The organism is Shewanella loihica PV-4 (assembly GCF_000016065.1).
GTDB classification, from domain to species: Bacteria; Pseudomonadota; Gammaproteobacteria; order Enterobacterales; family Shewanellaceae; genus Shewanella; species Shewanella loihica.
Genome location: NC_009092.1, coordinates 2,669,312 through 2,692,539 on the forward strand (window position 1 = coordinate 2,669,312; position 23,228 = coordinate 2,692,539).

Annotated in this window: 14 protein-coding genes; 5 read left to right on the forward strand and 9 right to left on the reverse strand. The window is 56.9% G+C overall.

The features are described 5' to 3' along the window. Nucleotides 1-11: 11 nt before the first annotated feature. From galE to SHEW_RS11845, 4 genes are all read right to left on the reverse strand, one after another. Nucleotides 12-1,022 carry a UDP-glucose 4-epimerase GalE gene (galE, locus tag SHEW_RS11830; protein WP_041407238.1) on the reverse strand — a complete coding sequence of 337 codons (1,011 nt, stop codon included), beginning with the start codon at nt 1,020-1,022 and terminating at the stop codon, nt 12-14. Nucleotides 1,023-1,050: 28 nt separating this feature from the next. Then, on the reverse strand, nt 1,051-2,610 hold the full coding sequence (locus SHEW_RS11835) for a sodium/sugar symporter (RefSeq protein WP_011866083.1): 1,560 nt from the start codon (nt 2,608-2,610) through the stop codon (nt 1,051-1,053). Between the two features lie 86 nt (nt 2,611-2,696). Further along, nucleotides 2,697-3,878 (reverse strand): galactokinase, encoded by a 1,182-nt coding sequence (galK, locus tag SHEW_RS11840; protein WP_011866084.1) that lies wholly within the window; start codon nt 3,876-3,878, stop codon nt 2,697-2,699. Between the two features lie 41 nt (nt 3,879-3,919). Further along, on the reverse strand, nt 3,920-5,011 hold the full coding sequence (locus tag SHEW_RS11845) for a UDP-glucose--hexose-1-phosphate uridylyltransferase (protein WP_011866085.1): 1,092 nt from the start codon (nt 5,009-5,011) through the stop codon (nt 3,920-3,922). A 478-nt stretch (nt 5,012-5,489) separates the two neighbouring features. On the opposite strand from SHEW_RS11845, the gene SHEW_RS20140 reads away from it, so the two are divergent. Further along, entirely contained in the window at nt 5,490-8,699 is a 3,210-nt protein-coding gene (locus SHEW_RS20140; protein WP_011866086.1) for an NPCBM/NEW2 domain-containing protein, read from the forward strand. Between the two features lie 98 nt (nt 8,700-8,797). On the opposite strand, the gene SHEW_RS11855 is transcribed toward SHEW_RS20140, so the two are convergent. Next, nucleotides 8,798-9,268: a DMT family transporter gene (locus tag SHEW_RS11855; protein WP_011866087.1), complete on the reverse strand. Its 471-nt coding sequence runs from the start codon at nt 9,266-9,268 to the stop codon at nt 8,798-8,800. Continuing rightward, nucleotides 9,268-9,804 (reverse strand): DMT family transporter, encoded by a 537-nt coding sequence (locus SHEW_RS11860; RefSeq protein WP_011866088.1) that lies wholly within the window; start codon nt 9,802-9,804, stop codon nt 9,268-9,270. Before SHEW_RS11860 ends, SHEW_RS11855 begins: the two co-directional genes overlap by 1 nt. Before the next feature lie 128 nt (nt 9,805-9,932). Between SHEW_RS11860 and SHEW_RS11865 the strand changes: the two genes are divergently transcribed. Next, on the forward strand, nt 9,933-10,832 hold the full coding sequence (locus SHEW_RS11865) for a LysR family transcriptional regulator (protein WP_011866089.1): 900 nt from the start codon (nt 9,933-9,935) through the stop codon (nt 10,830-10,832). 82 nt (nt 10,833-10,914) lie between these two features. On the opposite strand, the gene SHEW_RS11870 is transcribed toward SHEW_RS11865, so the two are convergent. The 3 genes from SHEW_RS11870 to SHEW_RS11880 form a co-directional block, all read right to left on the reverse strand. Then, nucleotides 10,915-12,528 carry a tryptophan halogenase family protein gene (locus tag SHEW_RS11870; RefSeq protein ID WP_011866090.1) on the reverse strand — a complete coding sequence of 538 codons (1,614 nt, stop codon included), beginning with the start codon at nt 12,526-12,528 and terminating at the stop codon, nt 10,915-10,917. A 112-nt stretch (nt 12,529-12,640) separates the two neighbouring features. Further along, on the reverse strand, nt 12,641-14,809 hold the full coding sequence (locus SHEW_RS11875) for a glucosidase family protein (protein ID WP_041407245.1): 2,169 nt from the start codon (nt 14,807-14,809) through the stop codon (nt 12,641-12,643). A gap of 348 nt (nt 14,810-15,157) precedes the next feature. Next, nucleotides 15,158-16,033, reverse strand: a complete 876-nt coding sequence (locus tag SHEW_RS11880; RefSeq protein WP_011866092.1) for a helix-turn-helix domain-containing protein — start codon at nt 16,031-16,033, stop codon at nt 15,158-15,160. Nucleotides 16,034-16,366: 333 nt separating this feature from the next. Between SHEW_RS11880 and SHEW_RS11885 the strand changes: the two genes are divergently transcribed. The 3 genes from SHEW_RS11885 to SHEW_RS11895 all read left to right on the forward strand — a co-directional run bounded on the left by SHEW_RS11885 (nt 16,367) and on the right by SHEW_RS11895 (nt 23,120). After that, complete coding sequence (locus SHEW_RS11885; protein ID WP_011866093.1) at nt 16,367-19,171, forward strand: TonB-dependent receptor; 2,805 nt, start codon at nt 16,367-16,369, stop codon at nt 19,169-19,171. 280 nt (nt 19,172-19,451) lie between these two features. Beyond that, the gene (locus tag SHEW_RS11890; protein WP_011866094.1) at nt 19,452-21,026 is read left to right on the forward strand and encodes a PEGA domain-containing protein; all 1,575 of its coding nucleotides are present in this window, start codon (nt 19,452-19,454) and stop codon (nt 21,024-21,026) included. A 150-nt stretch (nt 21,027-21,176) separates the two neighbouring features. Then, nucleotides 21,177-23,120 carry a glycoside hydrolase family 97 protein gene (locus SHEW_RS11895; RefSeq protein WP_011866095.1) on the forward strand — a complete coding sequence of 648 codons (1,944 nt, stop codon included), beginning with the start codon at nt 21,177-21,179 and terminating at the stop codon, nt 23,118-23,120. Nucleotides 23,121-23,228: the final 108 nt, after the last annotated feature.

Sequence of the window (23,228 nt, forward strand, 5' to 3'; positions counted from 1 at the left end):
TAAGAAGCTGTTTAGCTATATCCCCGGGGATTGCGACACTGCCAGCGCCAGCTGTCTTGCATCATCTGCGAAAGATCTCTCGCCACCCGCCAGTCGAGCTCCCGGGCCGCCTTATCTGGGCAGGCATAGCTGGCGGCGATATCCCCTGGGCGGCGCGGCGCCATATGCAGCGCAATGTCTTTACCGCTCGCCTGCTCGAAGGCCCTAACCATCTCAAGCACAGAATAACCCTGCCCCGAACCCAGATTAAAGGTATGACAGCCCGCCACCCCATGTAGGCGCGTCAGGGCCGCCAGGTGCCCCTGCACCAGATCCATCACATGGATATAGTCGCGCACGCCTGTGCCATCGGTTGTGGCATAGTCGCTACCAAATACAGACAGATAGGGCCGATGCCCCATGGCGACCTGGGTGATATAGGGCAATAGATTATTGGGCTCCCCCTTGGGATCTTCGCCAATCAGTCCGGATTCGTGGGCGCCGACTGGATTAAAGTAGCGCAGCAGGATCACGCTGACATCTTGCTTTGCGTTAGCCCACTCGGCGCACATCTGCTCCACCACCAGCTTGGTCTGGCCATAGGGGTTAGTGCTGGAACGGGGTGCCGCTTCCATTATGGGCAGCGGCGGATTGGCCCCATAGACGGTGGCCGAGGAGGAGAAGACCAGGGTCTTCACCCCGTGGCGAGTCATGGCGCTAAGCAGGCGCATGGAGCCGACCACATTGTTGTCGTAGTATTCCAGTGGCAGCCGGGTCGACTCCCCCACCGCCTTGAGCCCGGCAAAGTGCATCACGGCATCGATATGGTAATGGGAAAACAGGGCATCCAGCGTCCGCTCATCGCGAATATCCCCCTCGACGAAGGTAAGTTTGGCCGCGGTGATCTGCTCGACCCGCGCCAGGGACTCGAATTTGGCCCGCGACAGGTTATCCAGCACCACCAACTGATGCCCGGCGCTCAGCAGCTCGACGCAGGCATGGGAGCCGATATAGCCCGCGCCACCCGTGACTAAGATGCTCATCTTCTCCCCTTTCATCTCTGGCACCTCCTTACCACCAGGTGACATAGAGAAAGTTGAGGATCACCACCACCCCGAGGGCGCTGACGTTGAAAGCTCTGCCCGTCTTGAAGCTGACGCCGCCTAGCGCCACACTCGCCCCCTCTTCGAGCGAGCGCCCCATGAGGGAAACCAGCACGCTAAGAGCCAGACAGAGCAGGAACACCAGGCCGATGCGATCCATGAAGGGCAGCTCGGGCCAGTAGAACCTCAGGCCGAAGGAGAAGATGGCCGAGCCCAGCGCCGCCGCCAGCGCGCCTTGAGAGGTCGCCCTGCGCCAGAACATGCCCGTTAGGAAGATCACCACGATCCCTGGGGTGAAGACCCCGGTAAACTCCTGAATATATTGAAAGGCCTGCTCGAACTCACCCAGCAGCGGCTGGGCCATCACCAGGGCGATCAACAGGCTTATCAGGCTAGAAAGCCTGCCCACCAACACATAGTGCCCCTCGGATTTGGCCGGGCGCAGCATGGCATAGATATCCATGGTGAATATGGTCGAGATGCTGTTGGTCATGGAGGCCAGGGAGGAAACGATGGCCGCCACTAGCGCGGCAAACACCAGCCCCTTCACCCCGGCGGGCATCAGGGCCATCATGGAAGGATAGGCCTGATCCGGCGACTCCAGCCCGGGATAGAGGAGCACGGCGGCGATCCCCGGCAGCACCACGATGAGCGGCATCAAGAGCTTAAGATAGGCGGCGAAGGCGATCCCTTTCTGCGCCTCGGCCACGCTCTTGGCCGCCAGGGCGCGCTGTATGATGTATTGATTAAAGCCCCAGTAGCTGATGTTCATGATCCACAAGCCGCCCACCAGCACAGAGATCCCCGGCAGGCTCATGTAGTGGGGGTTACTCTGACTCAGGATCATCTCGAAATGTTCCGGCAAGGCGCTGGAAAGCCTGTCGAATCCGGCCAAGACGCCCTGCCCGTCGGCGACCCTATCCAGCGCCAGATAGCTGAGCAGCAAGCCACCGAAGATCAGCAGCACTACCTGAATGATATCCGTGTAGGCCACCGCCTTGAGGCCACCATAGAGGGAGTAGGCCAGGGAAAACAGCGCCAGGAACACCATGCCATAGAGCCAGTCGATCCCCGCCACCGTCTCGATCGCCAGGCCGCCGAGCCAGAGCACGGCGGTGAGGTTGACCAAGATGTAGACAGATAACCAGAACAGCGCCAGTGTGGTCTTCACCCGCTTGTCGAAGCGCTGCTCCAGGTACTGGGGCATGGTGTAGATCTCGTTCTTGATGAAGATGGGCAGCATATACTTGCCCACCAAGATCAAGGTGATCGCCGCCATCCACTCGTAGGAGGCGATGGCCAGACCGATGGCATAACCAGAGCCCGACATGCCGATGATCTGCTCGGCGGAGATGTTAGAGGCGATGAGTGAGGCGCCGATCGCCCACCAGGGCAAGGCCTTGCCTGCCAGAAAGTAGTCCTTTGTGTCTCGCTCATGACGTTTGTCCTGGCGGGAGATCCACAGCGCCAGCCCCAGCAGCCCAAGGGCGTAGACCAGCAAAATGCCAATATCCAGTGTCTCTAACATAGTCGTCTTCTCTTATTCTTATCGTTTTCTATGGCGAGCCTCTGGCCCGCCCCCAAACAGGCTTAAGCACTTAGACGCTTAAGCGCTTAGGCGAAGGCCCCCGCCCCGCTTTGGCACAGATAGATATCCGCCGTCAACCCTGTCCTTGCCTGATACTCGACGGCGATTGTCTCGCGCACCTCGGCTATCTTGTGCTCCGGCAACAGAGCGACCACGCAGCCACCGAAGCCGCCGCCAGTCATGCGCGCGCCGCCATCCATGCCCAGCACCTCGCTAACCAGCTCCACCAGACAATCCACCTCTGGGGTGCTCACGGCAAAATCATCTCGCAGCGAGCGATGAGAGGCGGCCATCAGACGGCCGATGTAAGCGTTGTCGCCTGCGCTTAGCGCCTCAGCCATCTCAAGCACCCGGGCGTTTTCACTCACCACATGGCGGGCACGCCGAAACAGGGTCGGCTCGAGCGAGGCTTCTGCCCGACACAGCTGCTCATAGCTCACCTGCCGCAGGGAGCTGACGCCGAAATGCTGCGCCACCTGCTGGCACTGCTCGCGCCTCAGGTTATATTCGCTGCCTACCAGCGTCCGCTTCACGTTAGAGTTGATGATCATCAGCCTTAGCCCCGCTGGCAGCGGCACCTGTTTGATAGCGAGATCGCTGCAATCGATCAGCATGGCGCGCTCCGCCTCTCCCATCGCCGAGATCAGCTGATCCATGATGCCGCAGTTACAGCCAACGAATTCATTCTCCGCCTGCTGGCCCAGCTGCGCGGCTTTTATGCCGTCGACCTTGAGATCGAACAGCCCGGCGAAGGCCTTGATAAGCGCCATCTCAAGAGAGGCCGATGAGCTAAGCCCCGCTCCTTTAGGTAGATTGCCGCTAATCATCAGGCTGGCGCCCCTGAGAGGTGGCTGACCCGTCTCGGCCAGATAGGCGCTTAGCATCTTCACCGTACCGCGCACATAGTTGCTCCAGGGCGAGACGCTATCCAGTGGCATCTGCGCCATTGCCTGGTCATCGAGCGAAAAGCTAACCTTCTCGTTGTCCATGTCTCTCGCCACCACCTGGATCTGGCTATCATCGCGCTGTGATGCAGCCACCGAGGTGCCCCTGTCGAGCGCCACTGGTAATACCCAGCCCAGGTTGTAATCGGTATGATCGCCTATCAAATTGACCCGCCCCGGGGCATAGGCCACCAACGCTGCTTCTTGGCCGAAGGCCTGGTTGAAGGCATAGGGAAGGGCTTGAGTTAGCTCGCCATTTTTCATCTTTCTGTCCTTTTATTTAAAGCCTGGCTTTATCTGTGTTTTTATTGGCTCTGCTTGTTGTGGCTGTTCTTGTAATGGCTACTCTTGTAGTGGATTGGGGATTGTTCCCTCAGACGTGCGGCGGCCTGCTCTGGGGTGATGTCCCGCTGGATCTCGGCCAGCAGCTCGTACCCCACCATGAATTTTTTCACGCTGGCGCTACGCAGCAGCGGCGGATAAAAATGAGCGTGCAGGCACCACTCGGGGTGATCCTGGCCATCAAACGGCGCGCCGTGCCAACCCATGGAATAGGGAAAGGCGCACTGGAACAGGTTGTCGTAACGCACGGTGAGCGCCCCTATGATCTCCCCCAGGCTTTCACGGGTTTCGGCGGTCAGCTCGGTCATGCGCCTAATATCAAATCTTGGCAGCACGAGGGTCTCGAAGGGCCAGCTGGCCCAGTAAGGCACAAGCGCCACCCAATCATGGTTGCTTACCACAATGCGCACTTCTTGCTGTAGCTCGCGCTCGACATAGTCGCCCAGGAGGTTGCTGTGATGCTGCTGGTAGTAATCCGCAAGGCGCTGCTGTTTCGTCGCCACCAAGGTGGGAAGGTGGTTATGGGCCCAGATCTGCCCATGGGGATGGGGGTTAGAGCAGCCCATGGCGGCGCCCTTGTTTTCAAATACCTGCACCCAGAGATACTTCTTCCCCAATAGCTCGCTCTGGCTCTGCCAGGCGGCGATCACCGCCTGCATCGCCTCGGGGTCGAGCTGCGCTAGCGTCAGGCTGTGATCCGGTGAGAAGCAGAGCACGCGACTCTCCCCCTCTACCGTCTCGAAGCGAAACAGCGGGTCCTCCCCCTGAGCTTTGGGACCGTCACTATTGAGGGCCGCGAAGTCGTTTTGAAACACGAAGGTGGTGTCGTACTTGGGGTTTTGCTCGCCATTGATGCGTTTATTGCCAGGGCAGAGGAAGCACTCGCTGTCGTAGCTGGGCGCCGTGGTCAGATCCAGCGCCTCGGTCTGTCCCTGCCAGGGCCGCTTACTTCTATGTGGTGACAGCAACACCCACTCGCCGGTGAGGGGATTGAAACGGCGATGGGGGTGTTCATCGGTTGAAAACTGCGACTTAGCCTGGGTCTTTTGAAACATAATAGCGATCTACATCCTTGGTTCTTAAGTGATCGCTATGCTCGGCCAGTTGCCCCTGCTTCGTCATTCCTGAAAAGGGGCTTTTGTTTCCCATTTTCTTGCCTGATCTGCATGAGCCCCTCTCTACCGCGCAATCTTAATTCGATTCCGTGCAAACAAAATGACTATCTTAGCCCGACAATCGCCGCCAAAACTTTACGACCAAAACGTTGCGGTTAAAGCTTTGCGGCCGGAGCATAGCGGGCCAACTATTGGCGGCAAAATCAGGCTGGCAGCAAAAGGTGTTAAAAAGCCCAAAACTGATTTTTCAATAATGATTGAGGTATTTTCGAGGTGATCCATTACAACTTGGGATGCTTGGATAGTCTGGCTTATCAAAAAGAAAGCCACCGATAATTATTGCATAGCCAAACTGTTGATTCGGCTGAAGTTGCTGAGGTTAATCATCATGTATAAATGACTCATCAGGAGTTTAACAATGAAAATAACCCCAAGACCCTGTGTAACTCTCACCCTGGCTATCGGCCTCGCGCTGGGCACCCTACCCAAGGCCGGTCTGGCCGATGGCCTGATCCGCGACCCCAGGATCAGGCCAGACACCCAGATCACAGTTAGCTCCAGCGATCCTCAGCTGGATCTCGCCATCGCCCGTTCGGTCGATTACATCTACGACTATCTGGTGGTCGGCCCTCAGCAATACCCCACCACGGAAGAAGCCGCGCGGATCACTAAGTTTCGCGACGCTGGGGTACCCGCCGTCCCCTCCCTGTGGGGCAGCTACCACGGCACACCGACGGCCAATGCCACAGGCTACAGAGAAAACTTCTGCCTGCGGGATGTCGCCCATCAGACAGAGGGGGCGGCCCTGCTGAGCCTCAACGAAGAAAATATCGACATGCTGACCCGCTTCGCCTTCGACGCCCTGCAGGATAAGCGAGTTGAAGTCAGCGACCCCAATCTCGACCCCTTAGACCCCTGGGCCTCGGCGCGCCCTAAGAGTTTCTGGCAGGAATACTGGACCCTATGGTCCTACAACTTCTACGGCGCACCTTACTATATGGATGCAGGTTTTCAGGAACTGCCCGCGCCGCTTGAGCTGTTAGAAAAAGTCTATCGCATGTATCGATTTACCGGCGATGAGCGCTGGTTATCCCAGACCTTCATGGACTATGGTGAGCAGCTGCTCAATGAGTTCGCCAGTCGTTACGACTTTAACGGCAACGGCATAGTCGACAACCGCGGTAACGAAGGGATACTGCCCACCCTGTGGGAGTTTGAGGGCGCCAGCCATATCGGTGACAACGAACTCAGCTTTAGCCTGTCGGCGGATCAGCAAGGCGGCAGTCTCATCATAGACAAGGGCTACTTCGCCCGACTCCATGTGCAGGACATGAGCCTTAAGGTGAGATTTAGAAACGGCCGCGACGACTACCTCAGGGTCAGAATAAACAACCTGACTTCCGCCACGGGCGAGGCGCCTATCCTCTCTAACGACTACCTGTTTATCGAAAATACCCAGCCGACCCAAGATCTGCTGCTCAGCTTTAACCGAGCGCCCGGCGTTACACTGACCAAACTCACCGACGGCAAGACCCCCTTGGTGCCGGGCAGTGACTACAGCATCAGCGGCAATCAGGTCGTCATCAGCAAGAGCTACCTGGATAGGATCATAGGTAACAGCTCCTATCGCTATAAGTTCTCCTTCGGCTTCCAATTTAGCGACGCCAGCCAGGCCCGCCTGGTGGTAGAATCTGGCTCCCATAGCTACGCCGATGCCATCTTGAGTCAACGCAGCGTCACCCTGGACTGGAACAATCTGCAGGATGTAAATCTAACACTGGATTTCAGCCAGACTCCCACGGAAAACCGTGACCTCTACCGCATCGAGAACAACATGAACCGTGTGGTCGAAGCCGGCGATACCCTGGGGGTTCAGTACCAGGCCATACTGGCCTATGAGCAGATGCTGCGCGCCAAGGCGCAACTGGTGAACGACAGCCAGGAAGCCGCGACGCTTATCGCCAAGGCCGACCAGTATCGGGCCAGTGCCCAGTCACTGCTGAGCGATTTCCAGACCCGCTGGTACGACGATAAACAGATGACCTATGCCAGGGCATTTGACGGCTATGGCAACGCCATCTTCGGCTGGGGCCATGAAAACAGCTTCTTCATGCCGATGAAAGATCTGCTGGAGCCTGGGGCTAAGGCCGACGCCTATCTAAGCTTTATCCACGATAACTCGGAAAGCCTCAACGAAGAGGCCAAAACCTACCTGCCTGAGGCCTTCTTCAACTACGGCCAGAACGACCGCGGCTGGTATTGGATGCAGGCAGGGCTCAAACGCTTCTTCGCCGATCGCGGTGACGATCAGGTGATCAAGACCTATCCGGAGATCGCCTTTACCAACGTCTCCAACCTGGTGACCCATATGATGGGCTTCGAGCCCAATGTGCCCCAGCATAGCATCAGCACCCTATCGCGCCTGCCGGCGAGCCTTGGGCATGTCGAGGTAGCCAACCTGCCCCTTGGCCAGAGCCTGATGCAGACCGGCGACTATCACAGGGAGATAGACAGCCTGCTCACTCTGCGTCACGACAGTCAGCACAGCACGACACTGAGCCGTAGCGCAGGTAGCGGCGAGCCCCTGACCTGGCGTGCCCAGTTTATCGGCAGCTACCCAAGTCTCTATGTAGATGGTCAGGCCCTGACTGCCAGCCAGGCCAGCATCAACGGCGTCACCATCTCCTATGTGGATCTCGACCTCAACGGCGGCCAGAGCATTGTTGTCTCGACCTCAGAAGATGGCACCGAGCCGCCGGTCGAACCACCGGTAGAGCCGCCTGTTGCCTGGACACCACTGATAGATCTTACGCCCGTCAGCCAGCAGAGCGACTGGGGCAGCATCAATCTTAATAAGAGCGTGGACGGTAACCCCCTGAGAGTCGGCGGTCAGCAATACGATAACGGCATAGGCACACATGCAAGTGGCGAGATCATCTACGACCTGCAGGGACAGTACCAAGGCTTTACCGCTCTGGTGGGGGTTGACGATGAGGTGGGCAGCAACGGCTCGGTGCGCTTCAAGGTCTATCTTGACAATCAGCTGGCGTTCGACTCAGGCGTGAAGACAGGCATTGACGCCGCCAGTGCGCTCGATCTGGATGTCGTGGGAGTCTCGCAGCTTAGGCTGGTTATTGAGGATGGCGGCGATGGCATCAACAGCGATCACGCCGACTGGCTACAGCCCCGCCTGACCCGGAAGGTAACAGTGCCGCTGACCAGCCTCACGCCCCTAAGTGCCAGCACAGGTTGGGGCAACATGCAGTATGACAGGAGCATAGAGGGCAATCCGCTCACCCTGGGCGGCCAGACCTTTGCGACTGGCATAGGTACCCACTCCACCAGCGAACTTGTTTACGACCTAAAGGGCCTCTATAGCGACTTCGAGGCCAAGGTCGGCGTTGACGATGAGACCGGTAGCAATGGCAGTGTGGCCTTTGAGATCTACCTCGACGGCCAGCTCGCCTACGACTCTGGCGCACTGCTTGGCAGCGATTCACCCCATGCCATCGCCGTCGATGTCAGCGGCGCCCAGCAGATGCGTCTGGTCACCACAGACGGCGGCGATAACATCAACTTCGATCATGCCGACTGGGCCGTGCCTGTGCTGATTCAAAACGGCCATTAATCTTCAGACGGTATTGGCCATTTGGCGAGTGCGGCGATTGTCTCACTCGCCTTTTTACTGACTAACAAGCACAGGCATGAACATAAGACGATAACCATTCAGTGTTTAGTCTCTCGCTGCTCCAGCTCAAACTCCTGCCGCTCGACACTTTTCGCCTCCATGCGGCGAAAAGCCAGCACACCGGCGAAGATGATGATCACCCCAAGCAGCTGCAGCGGATTGACCGCCTTGACCACAAGGTCGAACAGCACGCCGCTCAGCAGCTGACCCGAGATCACCAGCAGGCTGCAGAGGGTCGCGCCCAGCCTTAGGATAACCAGGGTGTTGAGCACCACAAACACCGCACCCACGACGCCGCCTAGCCAGGCATAGAGGGGGGCATCGAGCAGGACCGCGATGGGCGGAGTCGGCATAGACACCAGCAGTAGACTCAAGAAGATAAAGCCCACGCCATGGTTCCAGAGCGAAGCATAGTAGGCATCGCTCGCCTGACCCAGACGACCATTGAGGATACGGCAAAGACCGATACAGACGCCGTTAAGCAGCGCAAGCAGAAGAAGCGTTAGCATCACGCGCCCTCCTGAGCCAGCAAGACAATCAGGGCGCCAAGGGTCATCACGGTCAGAGCAGCACCCTGCCCCCTACTCAGGCGGCGCCTCGCCATGCCAAACAAGCCCAGGCTATCGCACACCAGGCCGAAGAGGATCTGCCCCGCCATGATGAAGGCGATGCTGGCGCTCAGCCCCAATGCGCTGTTGACCGTCATGGCTCCCAGCACCACGGTGAAGGCGCCGGGCAAGCCTCCTAGATAGGCCCACCAGGGCGCCGCCTCGTTGCGCCTTGTAAGCGCACCTTGTCTCAGGCGCACCGCGCCCAGCAGTAGGAGGGCTACTAGAGTGCCGACCCCATGGGCGACCCAAGAGGCCAGCAGCGGCGAGCCATACTTGGCCAGCTCGCTGTTTAGGGCGATCATTACTGCCAGGGCCACTCCGCCCAGCAGCCCAAGCATCAGATTTAGTGGCGTGCTTACCTGTGGCTTAAGGTCAATGTGAGCCTGGCCTGTCGGTTCTTGTGGCATAAGTTGTGGTATTAGCTCTTTCGTCATCGTCTCGTTCCACGCTAAATAGCGTCTTATTAGTCATCTTAATCTCGATGGCGCCACTTTAATCTGTTTCTATGAAATAGATAATCCGTTATATTCGAAACTCTTTGTTGCCATAATGGAAACTATATTTGGACATCTACGCCAACATTCCCCTGTTTGTCTCAGTCGTCGAACTGGGCAGTTTCTCCGAGGCCGCAAGGCGTTTAGGCATCAACAAGTCGGCGGTAAGTAAGCGCATCAGCGCCTTAGAGCAAGCCTTAGGGGTCAAGCTTATCCAGCGCACCACCCGCAGACTGCACCTCACAGATGCCGGCAGGCAGTATTATGAATATGTGCACCAGGCGGCCGCCCTGATGCAGCAGGCCCAGGATGCCCTGGCCAGCCAACAGGGGGCAGTTCAGGGCAGCTTAAAGGTGAGCCTGCCCAACGTCTTCGGTCAGCGTCATATCGCGCCGCTGCTGAGCGAATTTAGCCGCCAATACCCCACCATCAACTTAGAGGTGAGCCTGGACGATCGCGTGGTGGATCTGCTTAAAGAGGGCCTGGATATGGTGGTGCGAATAGGCGATCTGCCAGATTCCAGCCTGGTTGCGGTAAAGCTCGCCCCCTGTCACAGCCTGCTGTGCGCCTCCCCCGACTATCTTGCGCACCAGAGCCATCCCAGAAGCCTTGCGGATCTCAGGGGACACAACTGCCTCTTCTATTCGTACTTTCGCGGTGGACTGGAGTGGAGTTTTGAGCGGCGCGGCGAGGTGAGCCGAATCAAGCCCCGGGGCAACATCAAAGTGAATAACAGCGAGGTGATCCGCCGCCTGCTGCTCGATGGCATGGGGATCGCCCTGATGCCCAGGTATCTGGTGGAAGAGGAGTTGGCTGCGGGCACTCTGGTGCCAGTGCTCAGCGATTACCAGGCGCCGACACATGGCATCTACGCCCTCACCCCGGAGCGGCAACATATGCCCGCCCGGCTCAGGGTGTTTATCGATTTTCTCAAGCAGGCGTTGGCGGAGCGCGGGGCGAACTGGTAACACCTTTCCAGCCTGACCTCGCTTAAGCCTGATATTCGGCCAAAGATAAAGCCTGAGAGTAACCCTGAAAATAGCTCTGAGATTAGCCCTGAATTAACGCCCGGATGAAGGCCCTGTGATCCGGCAGTTTCTGCGCCAGAAAAGCCTTGGCGTGGGCGATCTTATCCAGCTGCGCCCAGGCCTGCTGGCGCGCCGCGTCATCGAGCGCCTTGGGCTGCGTACTGAAGCCCATGCCGTAGAGCAGATAGAGGTAGTTATCCACGCCAAACACCTCGAACTGAGAGAAGAAGTCGTCGGGATGGGGCGTGAAGTGTTGCCACAGGGCGAGTCGCCGCGCCAGCTCCTCGGACGCCGGCTGTGCACTCAGATGAGTACGATAGTCGCGCCAGAAGGCTGAGTCACTGCGATCCGACAGCTGATAATGCAGCGCCACGAAGTCAATCACTGCCTGCCAGGCGTGACCAACGATTCGATTAAACCTGGCCTCAAGCACTGGCAGTGTCTCACTGTCTGTGGGAAATTTGCGCGCAAGTAATGACGCGGCGAAGTCAGTCAGCAGGATAGAGGTCGCCTCCAGGGGCTCGAGAAAGCCCTGGGCCAGCCCAAGTGCGACGCAGTTGCCCTGCCAGAACTTTTGCAGGTGGCCTACCCGCATGGTGAGGCTGCGAAACTCGCCGGCACTTGGCAGCTCGTCACCCAGATACCGCTTGAGCTTTCGGCGAGCCTCATCGTCGCTCAGGTAGCGATCACAATAGACCAGACCCACGCCTCGCCGCTTGGGCAGGGCGATATCCCAGATCCAACCGGCCTGATGGGCGCTCGCCTGGGTATAGGGCGGCAGCGGCGCATTGGGCGCGCTGGCCACCTGAGTTACTAACGCCTTATTCATCCAAAGCTTATCCGCAAGGGAGATGAATTCGACGCCGAGGGCTTTCTCCATCAAGAGGCCGCTAAAGCCTGAGCAGTCAAGATAAAAGTCGAAACAGCGGCGACCGCCCTCTCTCAGGTGCAGCGCCACTATCTTCTTATCATTTTTACTTTCATTGCCCTCTGTGAGCATGTCCGTTTCTACACTGTCTGTCCCACGCCTGCCCGTCTCAAGCCTGCCTGTTTCGACTTCGAGCAGGTGATCTTGGATATGCTCGACGCCGAAACACTCTATGGCGTTCTCCCTGAGCAGCTCGGCAAACTTGGCGGCGTCGAAGTGATAGGCATAGGCGTGGGCCCCCTGATAGGGTGCGGAGGCGAGCGTCTTAGGCGCCTTTTGCGCCTCGCAGCTATATCGCTGGGGCGACAGGGCCTCATCGAACCCCATGGGGTTCTCACCCTTTGCGAGCCCATCGAGCCAGAAGTCGCTGAGATCCACACCAAAGGGACTGGGCGGGTCGAACAGGTGATGAAAGGCGCTCATCTCGCTGCCAGGCGCGCGGTGGCGCCAGTTGATGAACTTGATCGATTGCTTGAAGCTGGCATCACAGCGCCTGAACAGCGCCGTCTCCTCAATGCCGAACGCCTGCAGGGACTTACGGATCATGGGCACTGTGCCTTCCCCCACCCCTATGGTGGGGACATCGGGCGATTCGATAAGGGTAATGCTCACCTTAGGGCTACTTCCCTTGAGCGCCAGGCCCAGATGGTTGGCGGCCAGCCAACCACTGGCGCCGCCACCGACGATGGCAATGGATAAGATGCTCACAGCTAGGGCCTCCGATTTCGGCTAAGGCGATTCGAACCTGACTTGCAACAAGTTGAAGACGCGCCCTTCCGCCCCCTTAAAGGCCAGAAAGGCGCTTGTTAGCGATAACAGCTTAGAGCGAGAGCAACACAGGTCCCTTGCCGTCCCAGCTAAACTTCTGCTCCTTGCCGCCTGGCTGCTGGACGCTGATCTGATAGGCATCATCGCCTTTAGCCTGAGTGCGATTAACGCAGAGATCTACCTTGCTGTTGAAGGCGCGGATCCCCCTTAAACACATGTTATCCCAACCGGTCGGTAGATAAGGGGCGACCTTGAGGCGATTAAAGCCTGTGGGTTCCATGCCGAAGATCCCCTCGGTCACGACCCGGGCGTAAAGGGCGCTCTCGGCCGAGAGGTGGCGCTGGTTACCCTCGGGCCAAGCCTCGACCGCATAGGGCACATGCTCACCCAGCAGGCGTTTGCGCGAATAATACTTAAAGTAGCGCATGGCGGTGTCTGTCTCCTGGGCGCTGAAGATCCCCCTGAAGGCATACAGGGTCGCCCTGTCCCAGAAGGTCTTGTTTCCCGCCTCGCTGTAGATCCCTTCTGGGCTCCACAGGTAGTCCGACAGCAGGGCATCCAGGGTCGCCTGCTTACGGTCGAAGATGCCGAAGGTGAGCGGTAAGGCGATCCAGGCCCTCAGCTTGTCGTTGCCTTGATAATACTGATAGGTATCGAACCCCTGCACGTTCGCGCCAAAATAACCCTCGATGGCGGCCTTTAGCGCCTCGGCTCGCTGGCGATAGTCGCTGGCCAGTTCCGTGTGGCCCAGCTCCTGATTCAGGTAGGCCGAGGAGATCAGCGCACCATAGGTCAACATGTTGGTGCTGAGGTTCACCTCTCCTGCGGGGAAACGTCCCTCCAGCTCATCGCTGTCGGAGGCGATTACCCCATCTTGGGTCTGCTTCTTGTAGCTAAAGTCGATACACCAGTCGATGAGAGGCAGGAGCGCGCGGGCCTGCTGCTTGTTGCCATAGGCCAGGGCGAATCGGCTGGCACCATAGGCGATCATGGCACAATCGCCCCTGTCACCGGCGCCGTTCCAGTAATCGTCACCCTCGGCGATGATAGAGGATGGGATCGCCCGTCCCTCATCGTTCATGTAACGGGCAAAGTGGGCGAAGCTGTTGATGGCCGACTCGTTGCCGCGTTTATCCCCCAGGAAGGGGAAGAAGGGGTTGATATACTCCGCCTGATCGTTGGCCCAGATCGCCGCGTAGTAGCGACCGCCGCCGGGGCCATGCATCAGGCCGCCCTTGGTCCTGAAGATAGACTCGGCGCTGCGCAGCTTGGCAAACTCGAACATCTTGTTGAGCACAGGATCTGGCGTCTCCAGACGAAGGTTTTGATTCAGCTGGGCCACATAATCCTTACGCGCGGCTATCTCTTGTGCTGGAGAGAGCTCCTGAGCTGGCGTTAGCTCTTGTGCCGGCGTTAGCACGTTCGCTTGAGTTAGCGCCTGACCAGGCCCCGCCTCACCTACTTGCTTGTCGGCTCTGTGGGCCTCAAAGGTCACGAAGAGCTCCAGGTCGCTGCCGGGCGCCAGGCTGAACTGCCCAGCCTTGTCGCTGCTGGCCTGGATAAGATAGCGGCCATAGACCCCCTTATCCGCATCCGTCTCGACCCTGTAATCTAAAGGCTTAAACTCCAGCGTGACGGCCTGCTCGCCCTGGTTAGTAAACCGCAAGCGCTCGATCATCTTAGGCCCTGTGGTGCTGGGCGACAGGGTGCGACTGAGGCGTACCTTGCTGCCCTGGGCATCGGATAGCTGGCTGGTTAGATTAAGGGTGCCATCTATGGTCACACGCGCAAGTGACTCTTTCGCAAGCGGCATACCACCAAGCATGATCTCGGGCGAGACGCTCAAGGGAAAATCATGGATCAGGCTGGCATGGGTGTCGTTAGGAATGGTGCGTAGCATGGGCCAGACCAGCTTACGCTTCAGGGTCAGCTGTCCCTGCTCGTCGCTGCCGTAGTAGATGATGGCCGAGATCTGCTCGCCGCTCATCTCGATATGATCCTCATGCTTGTCCTGTACCTGCCAGGTGATCCCCTCATCGCCTAACTGCCAGCGGTCATTCAGAGTATTGGCCAAGTCGTTTAACTGCACCTGATCGTTTAACTGCATTTGGGCCTGAGGGGCTTCTGGGGCGACTTGCTGCTCGCCTGAACGGGGCGCTTGGTGAGAACAGGCCGATAGGATGGAGATTGCGCATGCCGATAATAAAATGCTTTTTTTCATACTCTTCTCGGTATTAATAACGTTTTTATCTTGTGTCATTCGAATATTTGGCTATTTATAATAGTCAAAATATAAAATAAGCCGATAAGGCTTAACCTAATAATCGAAGACACTCGGTTATTACTATTCAGTATTATTTTTTATAAGTGGCTCGTGCCGATAAATATCCAAGGAAATAGAGACTCTTGTTAAATAGCCTTCTCTATTTACCCGCCAAGCCTTTATTCGCTGCGCCTTTGTTGATTAGCCAGTCTGGACGGGCTAAGCGCGAGCGCTTTACAGATTGAAGCACGCGAGCGCGGCAACAGGCTTACTAAAAAACAATGACACTTTCTCGAAAAATAACCCTCATCCCACCCGGCGACGAAACTCCAGCGGCGACATGTTGAACTCACGCTGAAAGATGTCATAGAAGCGGCTCACCGAGCCAAATCCCGCCTCCAGTGCTATGTTCAGCACAGGATTCTCGGTATCGATCAGCAAGGCCTGGGCATGTTGCAACCGTAGCTGGTTAATATATTGTTTTATTGAGACTTTCATTACGCGATTGAAGAGCTTCATCGCATAGTTCTTGTGCAGCCCGGTGGACATGGCCACGTTTTCTATGGTGATCTTCTGATCATAATGGTCGGCGATATAACGCAGCATGGTCTGGATATGGTTAAGCCCACCAAACACCGGCTTGTCGACCCCATGGCCGCTACGATGGGCCAGATTAAAGGTGCTGTAATGCTCTATCGCCATGCGGCGGATACGGTTGCGGATCTCGTTGATCACCTGGCTGGCGAGCAGAGGCTCCTGGCTGGCGATATCCGCCTCCCAGATCTGCGTCAGCTGGCGATCGCACACATAGAGGCTGTCCGACACCATCACCTCGCCGTGGAGCAGTTGGCTGACAAACTCCCCCGGCAGCATCCAGGTGAGGAAGGCCTGCAGCGGAATGTAGATATTGACTATCTCACCGTCACCATGACAGGCGGTCATCTGATGGGGGATCGAAGCCCAGAAGATGATCATCCGTCCCTCGGGCACAGAGATCTCCTGACCGTTAATCAAATAATCCGCTGAACAATCAAAGAGGTAGTTAATCTCTATGTGTCCATGCCAATGGCTGTGGGCCATCACCTCTGGCCGCTTGCGATGAAAGCCAAACTTATTGTCCTGCGCCTGCGCCGTTAACGGACTGGCTTCACTAAACGAAATTTTCTCGACCCATTCGAACATAAGGATAACCCCGGTTAACCCACCTTTAGCGAAGCTAACCCAAATACATTTGATTAACAAACATAAGTTATTTTTCGGGAAGTTATACCTGATTTTCAGGAATGTTCAGAGTGAAACTTACTCAAGTAGTGAGCATGAAAATACCTGATGTTAAATATTCGTTAGGATATTTTCTGGAAATCATAGGCACTATTTCGGGAAGTTTCCCTTCCAGTCTCGGGGATATAAATATCAGGGTGAACTGATTTCAAAAATTAGTTTATTGAGCCTGATAAGAATTAATTCAGCCCAAACAATAAAGCTCAAAAAGCCTGAAAACACGAAGGGAACACTATGAAAAGAAATTATCTTGCCTTTGCGATTAGCCTTGCATTGGCCTCTTCACTTCCCGCCTACGGGGCCGACGACGAAGAGAAGCAACAAAATGATGAGACCGAGATGGAAGTCATCGAGGTGCGGGGGATCTTAAGCAGTCTGAAAGAGGCGCAGTCGATCAAGAAGGAAGCCGACAATGTGGTCGACGCCCTGGTCGCCGAAGATATAGGTAAATTCCCCGACAGCAACGTCGCCGAGGCGATGCAGCGTATCCCAGGGGTAAGCGTTAACCGCCTGCGCGGCGAGGGTCAGAGCGTTACTGTGCGTGGTCTGAGTGGCGACTACAACGTCACCACGCTCAACGGCAGAAAGATCGCCTCGGAAACCGTGGGGCGCGACTTTAACTATGATCTGATCGCCGCCGAGCTGATTGGTGGCATTCAGGTCAACAAGACCCAGCAGGCCTCTCTGCCCGAAGGCGGCATAGGCGCCATCATCAACATCGATACCCTCAAGCCCCTCAACGTGGGCAGTAAGGTAGCCGGCTCTATCGAGGGCTACTATAACGAGCGCGCCGGTGAGACAGATCCCCAAGCCTCGCTGCTGATCAGCGAGACCTTTAACGACGACGAGCTGGGGATCTTGATCTCCGCCAACCACACCTCCTCCTTCACCCGCTTCGACAGCCACAGCGCACAGTGGGGCTGGAACGAGTGGAGCGAGGCCGAGCTGATGCCAAACGGCGATCCTAACGTGTCGGGCCGCTTCCCCAGCTGGCCTAACATCATGGTGAGCACGGATCAGCGCGAGCGCAGCGGCGGTACGCTGGCGCTGCAGTGGCGCCCGACCCCGAACCTGGACATCAACTTTGATGCCCTTTATACCAAGTATGAGATTGAATCCACGGGGAACATGATCTCCCTGGCCCTGTTTGAGGGCACCAACCTAGACAACATCCAGGATGTGCAGTTTGGTGCCGACGGTCACACCAACAGTATCACAATCGGTGAGCCGGGCAACATGGACTCGCCGGCCATCGCCGAGCTGCTGGAATCGCAAAATCCCCGCGACAGTGATGCCATGCAGGTGGGGCTGAACCTCAACTACATCTGGGACAACTTTAACTTTAACTTCGACCTGGCCTACTCTGAGGCGGAAGATGCCTCGGCGGCAGTCAGCTGGGTGGTGGTGCGTACCGCCATCGACACCCTCACGGTCAACTGGGATAACGGCGAGCAGGTGCCCGACATCTCCTTTGGCGATACCGTGCTGGATGAGAACATCGACTATGGCGCCTGGTATGCCCGCATCGACGGCGACAAGGTGAAGGACAAGACGGGTAACTTCAACTTCAACGGCACCTATGAGCCGGACGATGGCATCATCAGCAAGGTGCTGTTCGGCACCGGCTATAACATGCAGGACAAGGGCAAGACCTACTGGAGCCAGGAAAACCCCAGCGCCTATACCTTCCGCAACGGCGTCACAGAGAGCGAGTGGATCAACGCCCCCGATAGCGAAAAGGTGGATATCGCCGGCAACACCCTCTGGGGACCGTTACCGGCAACAGCCCTCAATCCGGGCAACTTCGACGACTTCATGGGTAGCTCAAACGCCATGCTGCCCAACACCTGGGCGGGGATCAACATTCCCGGGCTGTTCGACTATTATCGATCCTTGGACAGCGAGGCATTCGATCAATACTTGGTGCCCAGACCTAACCTCACCGGCGGCAACACCTATGGGGTGAAAGAGGAGACCATCCACGCCTACGCCGAGCTGATCCTCGAAGATGAGATTGCCAGCATGCCCTATATGCTCGACTTCGGTCTGCGCTATATAGACACAACCGTCACCTCCTGGGGCTACTCACAGGATCCCGCCAACATCGCCTTCGATGAAAACGGCCTGTTTACCGACGCAGTGGATACCGTCGGCCTGGTGGAGTTTGAAGGCAACTACAACAAGCTGCTGCCGAGCTTCAACGGTAAGCTGGGGCTGACCGATGATTTGGTCTGGCGTCTGTCGCTGTCACAGGCGATCTCTCGTCCGCCGCTGACCAACCTGTCGCCTGTCACCTCTATCTGGCAAAACGAGGAGAAGACGCCGCCGGAGAACTTCATCTATGAGAATGACCCAGGCCTGGAGCCCTACTACGCCGATCAGCTCGATACCACGCTGGAGTGGTACTACAGCGACAGTGGCACCCTTAACCTGGCCTTCTACTACAAGGAGCTGCACGGCTTCGTGATCTACGAGCCGACGCGGGAAACCATCAATGGCGCCAGCTTCGAGGTCACCCGCCCCTACAATGACGATGAAAACCAGTCGCGTATCCGGGGTTATGAGCTGAACTGGCTACAGACCTTCGACGACTTCCTGCCTGATGCCCTGGCGGGCTTCGGTGTGCAGGCCAACTATACCTATAACAACAGCGAGTCGGGTGAATACACGGACGATGGCGAGCAGTTGCCGTTCAAGGGATTGTCTGATCATCAGTACAATGTGGTCGCCTTCTACGAGAACCATGGGCTTAAGGTCAATGTGGCCTATAACTATCGCTCCGAGTACAGCCTGGGCAAGCAGTGGTATTGGTCAAATGCCCTCAACGACTGGACCTCAGAGACCCTACAGGTCGACGAATGGGGCCAACTGGATATGCAGGTGGGCTATGACGTCACAGACAATATCACCCTCACCTTCGAGGCCAACAACCTTCTTGACCCCGATTATGTGCAGTACCTGAACGGGGACAAGAACCACGTAGACTATATCTCCAGCTGGGGTCGTAGCTATCGTGCGGGGGTTCGCTTCAAGTTTTAATCTCCCTTGTTAAATGATTCGCTCAAAGACAATTTAGGCAATCGTTTTGTTCGCCCATTACCACTAGGTGATGGGCTTTTTTTATCCCCATTCCCCGCCGCAAAACTTAACTTATCCAGCTGATATTCCTGAATAATTAATAGTGTTTCTCGAAAACTACTCAAGGGCTGATTAGCCCTTGAATGGGTCAGCCTGGATGGCTTAATTTTTAGTCGCTCATGGATATCAATCCATCACCAACACAATCACCTACTTCTTCATCGACAGGGAGATTCTTCACATGGAAAGACATTTAAGCAATAAGCCAAACAGGCAATTAAGCAATAAACCAAACAGGCAGTTAAGCAAGCACGGAGCATCCACCCTACTGAGCCTACTCTTCTTAGGTGTCATAGGGCTCAGCCTGCCGGGCTGCGGCTCAGGTGGCGATGACGGCAAAACTAGCGAGCCAGCGGTTACACCACCGGTAGCCACACCGACACCAGAGGGGAGTCTCACAGTATCTGCTAGCGAGAGCGGCGCTGCCATCTACCTAGATGGGCGCTTCACTGGCAAGCTGACCCCGGCCGAACTCACCCTCGAGCCCGGCGAATACACCATAGGCGTGGGGCTCAACCAGAGTGAGCAGTATCTTAGACGCACGGTTCAGGTAGAGGCCGACCAGACCATTAGCCTGGCGCTGGATGAGAGCGATCGCCAGACGCCCAAGGCCTGGAAGGCGCTGTTTATCGGTGTGGCCAAGGTGCAGGCTCAGGGTGATAGTTGTGTCAGCCAATACCAGACCGAGCAGCTCGACGCTGGCTTTGACTTCTTTCGCTGGAGCTTTAAGGAGCGCGTCGAGCCCTACAGCTATCACACCATGGATTGGCAGTTTGAGCGTCTGGATATCACGGATGAGGTGGTGACCCTCAGCAATGACAAGCTCATCGGCCCGGCGGAGATCGAGCCCTATCTGACGAACGTCGACAAGGGCGACTATGACCTCATCGTCAGTTTCTTTCGCGGCGGCGCCGGCAGCGATGACTGCTACATAGACGACTTCAAGGGCATCGCCTGGTATGACTATCGCGTGCTCAACTCAGACGCCTCCTACTACACGATACGCTTCTATGATGATGTTAGCGGGCGTATCGAGGCGGCCAAGGCAAATGACAGAGATCCGGGCATGTACATCCACGAGTGGCTGCACACCACGGCGGAGTGGTTCTTTCCCGATCAGGGCTATGCCCAGCCCAGCAGCGACGGCCAGGTGGTCCACGCCGCCGAGGTATACGGCTACAGCTGGCCCTGGATGAGTTGGTATCGAGACCTCATCCGCGGCCAGGTGAAACAGCAAGCCAGCTATGTGGGCATAGGCCCGGACGCCCTGCTCGGCTGTAGCGTCAGCGAAGACGCCTTAGGCCTGTGTTCGAGCGCCGCAGGTCAAGCAGCATCAGACGCCTCTAGTCAGGTGGCGCCAGAGGCCTTTATTCAAACACCCTTGATCTATGACAAGAGCGCCGGACAACAGGTGCCCTGGCAGACGGTGAGCCGACCCTATCGAGATGGCCGGGTCTCATTTGGTCAGATCCCGTCCGGTGAGCAGCTCTGCCTCAATCGCCACACCGTCAGCTACCTGCTCGGCGATGGCACCCTAGCACTCACCTTAGATGAAAGCCTCTGCGGCGAGCCGTCCAGCGCCCGTCTCAGCTTTACGCCTTGGCTAGCAGAGGAGCAGTCGTCGCGTGTAATCACGCTGCCCATTGACCAAGCCAGCAGGCTTTTAGCCAGCAAAAAACCCTTTATTGAAGGTGAGCACCTCAGCTTAGATGAGATCTTAATTGAGCTAAGAGCACTGATGGCGCACTCGCTCTAGGAGTATCTATCTAACACGCAGCAGGCGGGGCGAAACAGAGGTTATTTTTCGGGAAACATTAGCCCCGTTTTCATGCGCCCGGGCGTCAATCGACATGCTTCAATGACTTACCTTCGGGAATTTCCCCGTATGAATCAGGAGTAATGAAACATGTTGCAGCGTTTTTTGACGGCGCCCCAGGCGTATAAGCAGCTGATGTTGGCCGGAGTGCTAACGCTTCCCTGCGCACTGGCCATGGGCGAGACCTATCAACTCAGCTCCCCGGACGGCAGCATCTTGGTCGATGTCATCGCCGAGGAGCAGCTCAGCTATCGCGTCAGCGTCGACGGCCAAACCATCCTGGCCCCATCACACATCGCCATGACCTTTGCCGATGGCACGGCGCTCGGAAAGTCGCCTCAAGTGGTTGAGGTCAAGCGCAGTGCCATCTCAGAGCAGCTCACCCCGGTTATCAAGGTGCGTACCGCCAAAATAGACAACCAATACAACCAGTTGAGCCTGAGCTTCAAAGATAACTACCAAGTGGATTTTCGCGCCTTCGATGAAGGAGTCGCCTATCGTTTCAGCGCCCAGCAGTCTGGCAAGAGTGCCCTCACCTCTGAACAGGCCGAGTTTAACTTCGCCAAAGGCGCCTTCGCCTACTTCCCCTTCGAGAAGAAGTTTGCCAGCGCCACCCAACCCAGATTTACCCCCATCGCCGCCAAGGGGATAGACAAGGACGAGCTGGGTAGCCTGCCGGCCCTGTTTGTGGTCAATGGCGTCAATGTGTTGCTGACCGAGACAGACCTGCAGAGCTATCCCGGCCTCTGGCTAAGGGGCAAGGGCGATGGCAATGTCTATGGCGTGCACCCATTCGAGCTAGATAAAGATGAGCAGTACACAAAGGATCTTGGCATAGTCAGCAAGTCTCGCAGCTATCCCTGGCGCATCCTGGCCATCGCCCGCAGCGACGGTGAGCTGCTCGACAATCAGATGAGCTACACCCTGGCCGAGCCGTCACGCATCGAAGACACCTCCTGGATCAAGCCAGGCAAGATCGCCTGGGACTGGTATAACGAAAACAACCTCAAGGGGGTCGACTTCAAGGCGGGGATCAATACCGAGACCTACCAGTATTACGCCGATTTTGCCGCCGACTTTGGCATCGAAAATATCTTGATCGACGATGGCTGGTCGTCACAGGAGGATGTACTTAACGTATTGCCGGGGATCGACATGCAGGCGATCATCGCCCATGCCAAGGCCAGAGGCGTCGGGGTACAGCTATGGGTGCCCTATTCGGCGCTGGACAAGAACCTGGAAGAGGCGTTTAAGCTCTACGCCAAATGGGGGATCAACGGCGTCAAGATAGACTTCATGGACAGCGACAGCATCAAGCGGGTGGATTTCTACTGGCGCGCCGCCGCCATGGCCGCCAAGTACAAGCTGATGGTCAACTTCCACGGCGCCTACAAGCCCGCGGGGATCCACAGAACCTACCCCAACGTGATGACCCGCGAGGGGGTCAGAGGATTGGAGAACAACAAATGGTCAGAGGTGACCTCTACCCACAACCTGCATCTGCCCTTCATCCGCATGATAGCGGGTCCGCTGGATTACACCCCGGGCGCCATGGCCAATGCCCAACAGAAGAACTTCAACAAGGTCTGGTCTCGCCCCATGAGCCTCACCACCCGGGCGCAACAGATTGCCATGTATGTGATCTACGAGAGCCCGCTGCAGATGCTCGCCGACACCCCCACCAGCTACCGCGCCGAACCTGAGATCCCGCGCTTTATCGCCGCCATTCCTACGGTATGGGATGACTTTAAGGTGCTGCATGCCAGCATAGGCGAGTATTTCACCATAGCGCGCCGCGCAGGTGATAACTGGTACATAGGCGCCATGACCAATACCCAGGCGAGAAGCCAGCAGATCAACCTGGACTTTCTTGGAGATGGTGAGTATGAGATGCAGCTGCTGCAAGATGGCATCAACGCGGGTAACTTCGCCGAAGACTATAAGCTCATCAAGAAAACCGTTACCAAGGGCGACAGCCTAGATCTCAACATGGCGGCCAACGGCGGCTATGCCATACAGCTGATCAAACGTTAAACGTCCCACTCCAAGGGTCTGAGTCGCATCACACTCCATGCGTTCAGGCCCTTGCCTTTTCTCTTGCTTCCGCCCTTGTCTATGCTCTGACTTATGTTCTTGCTTAGA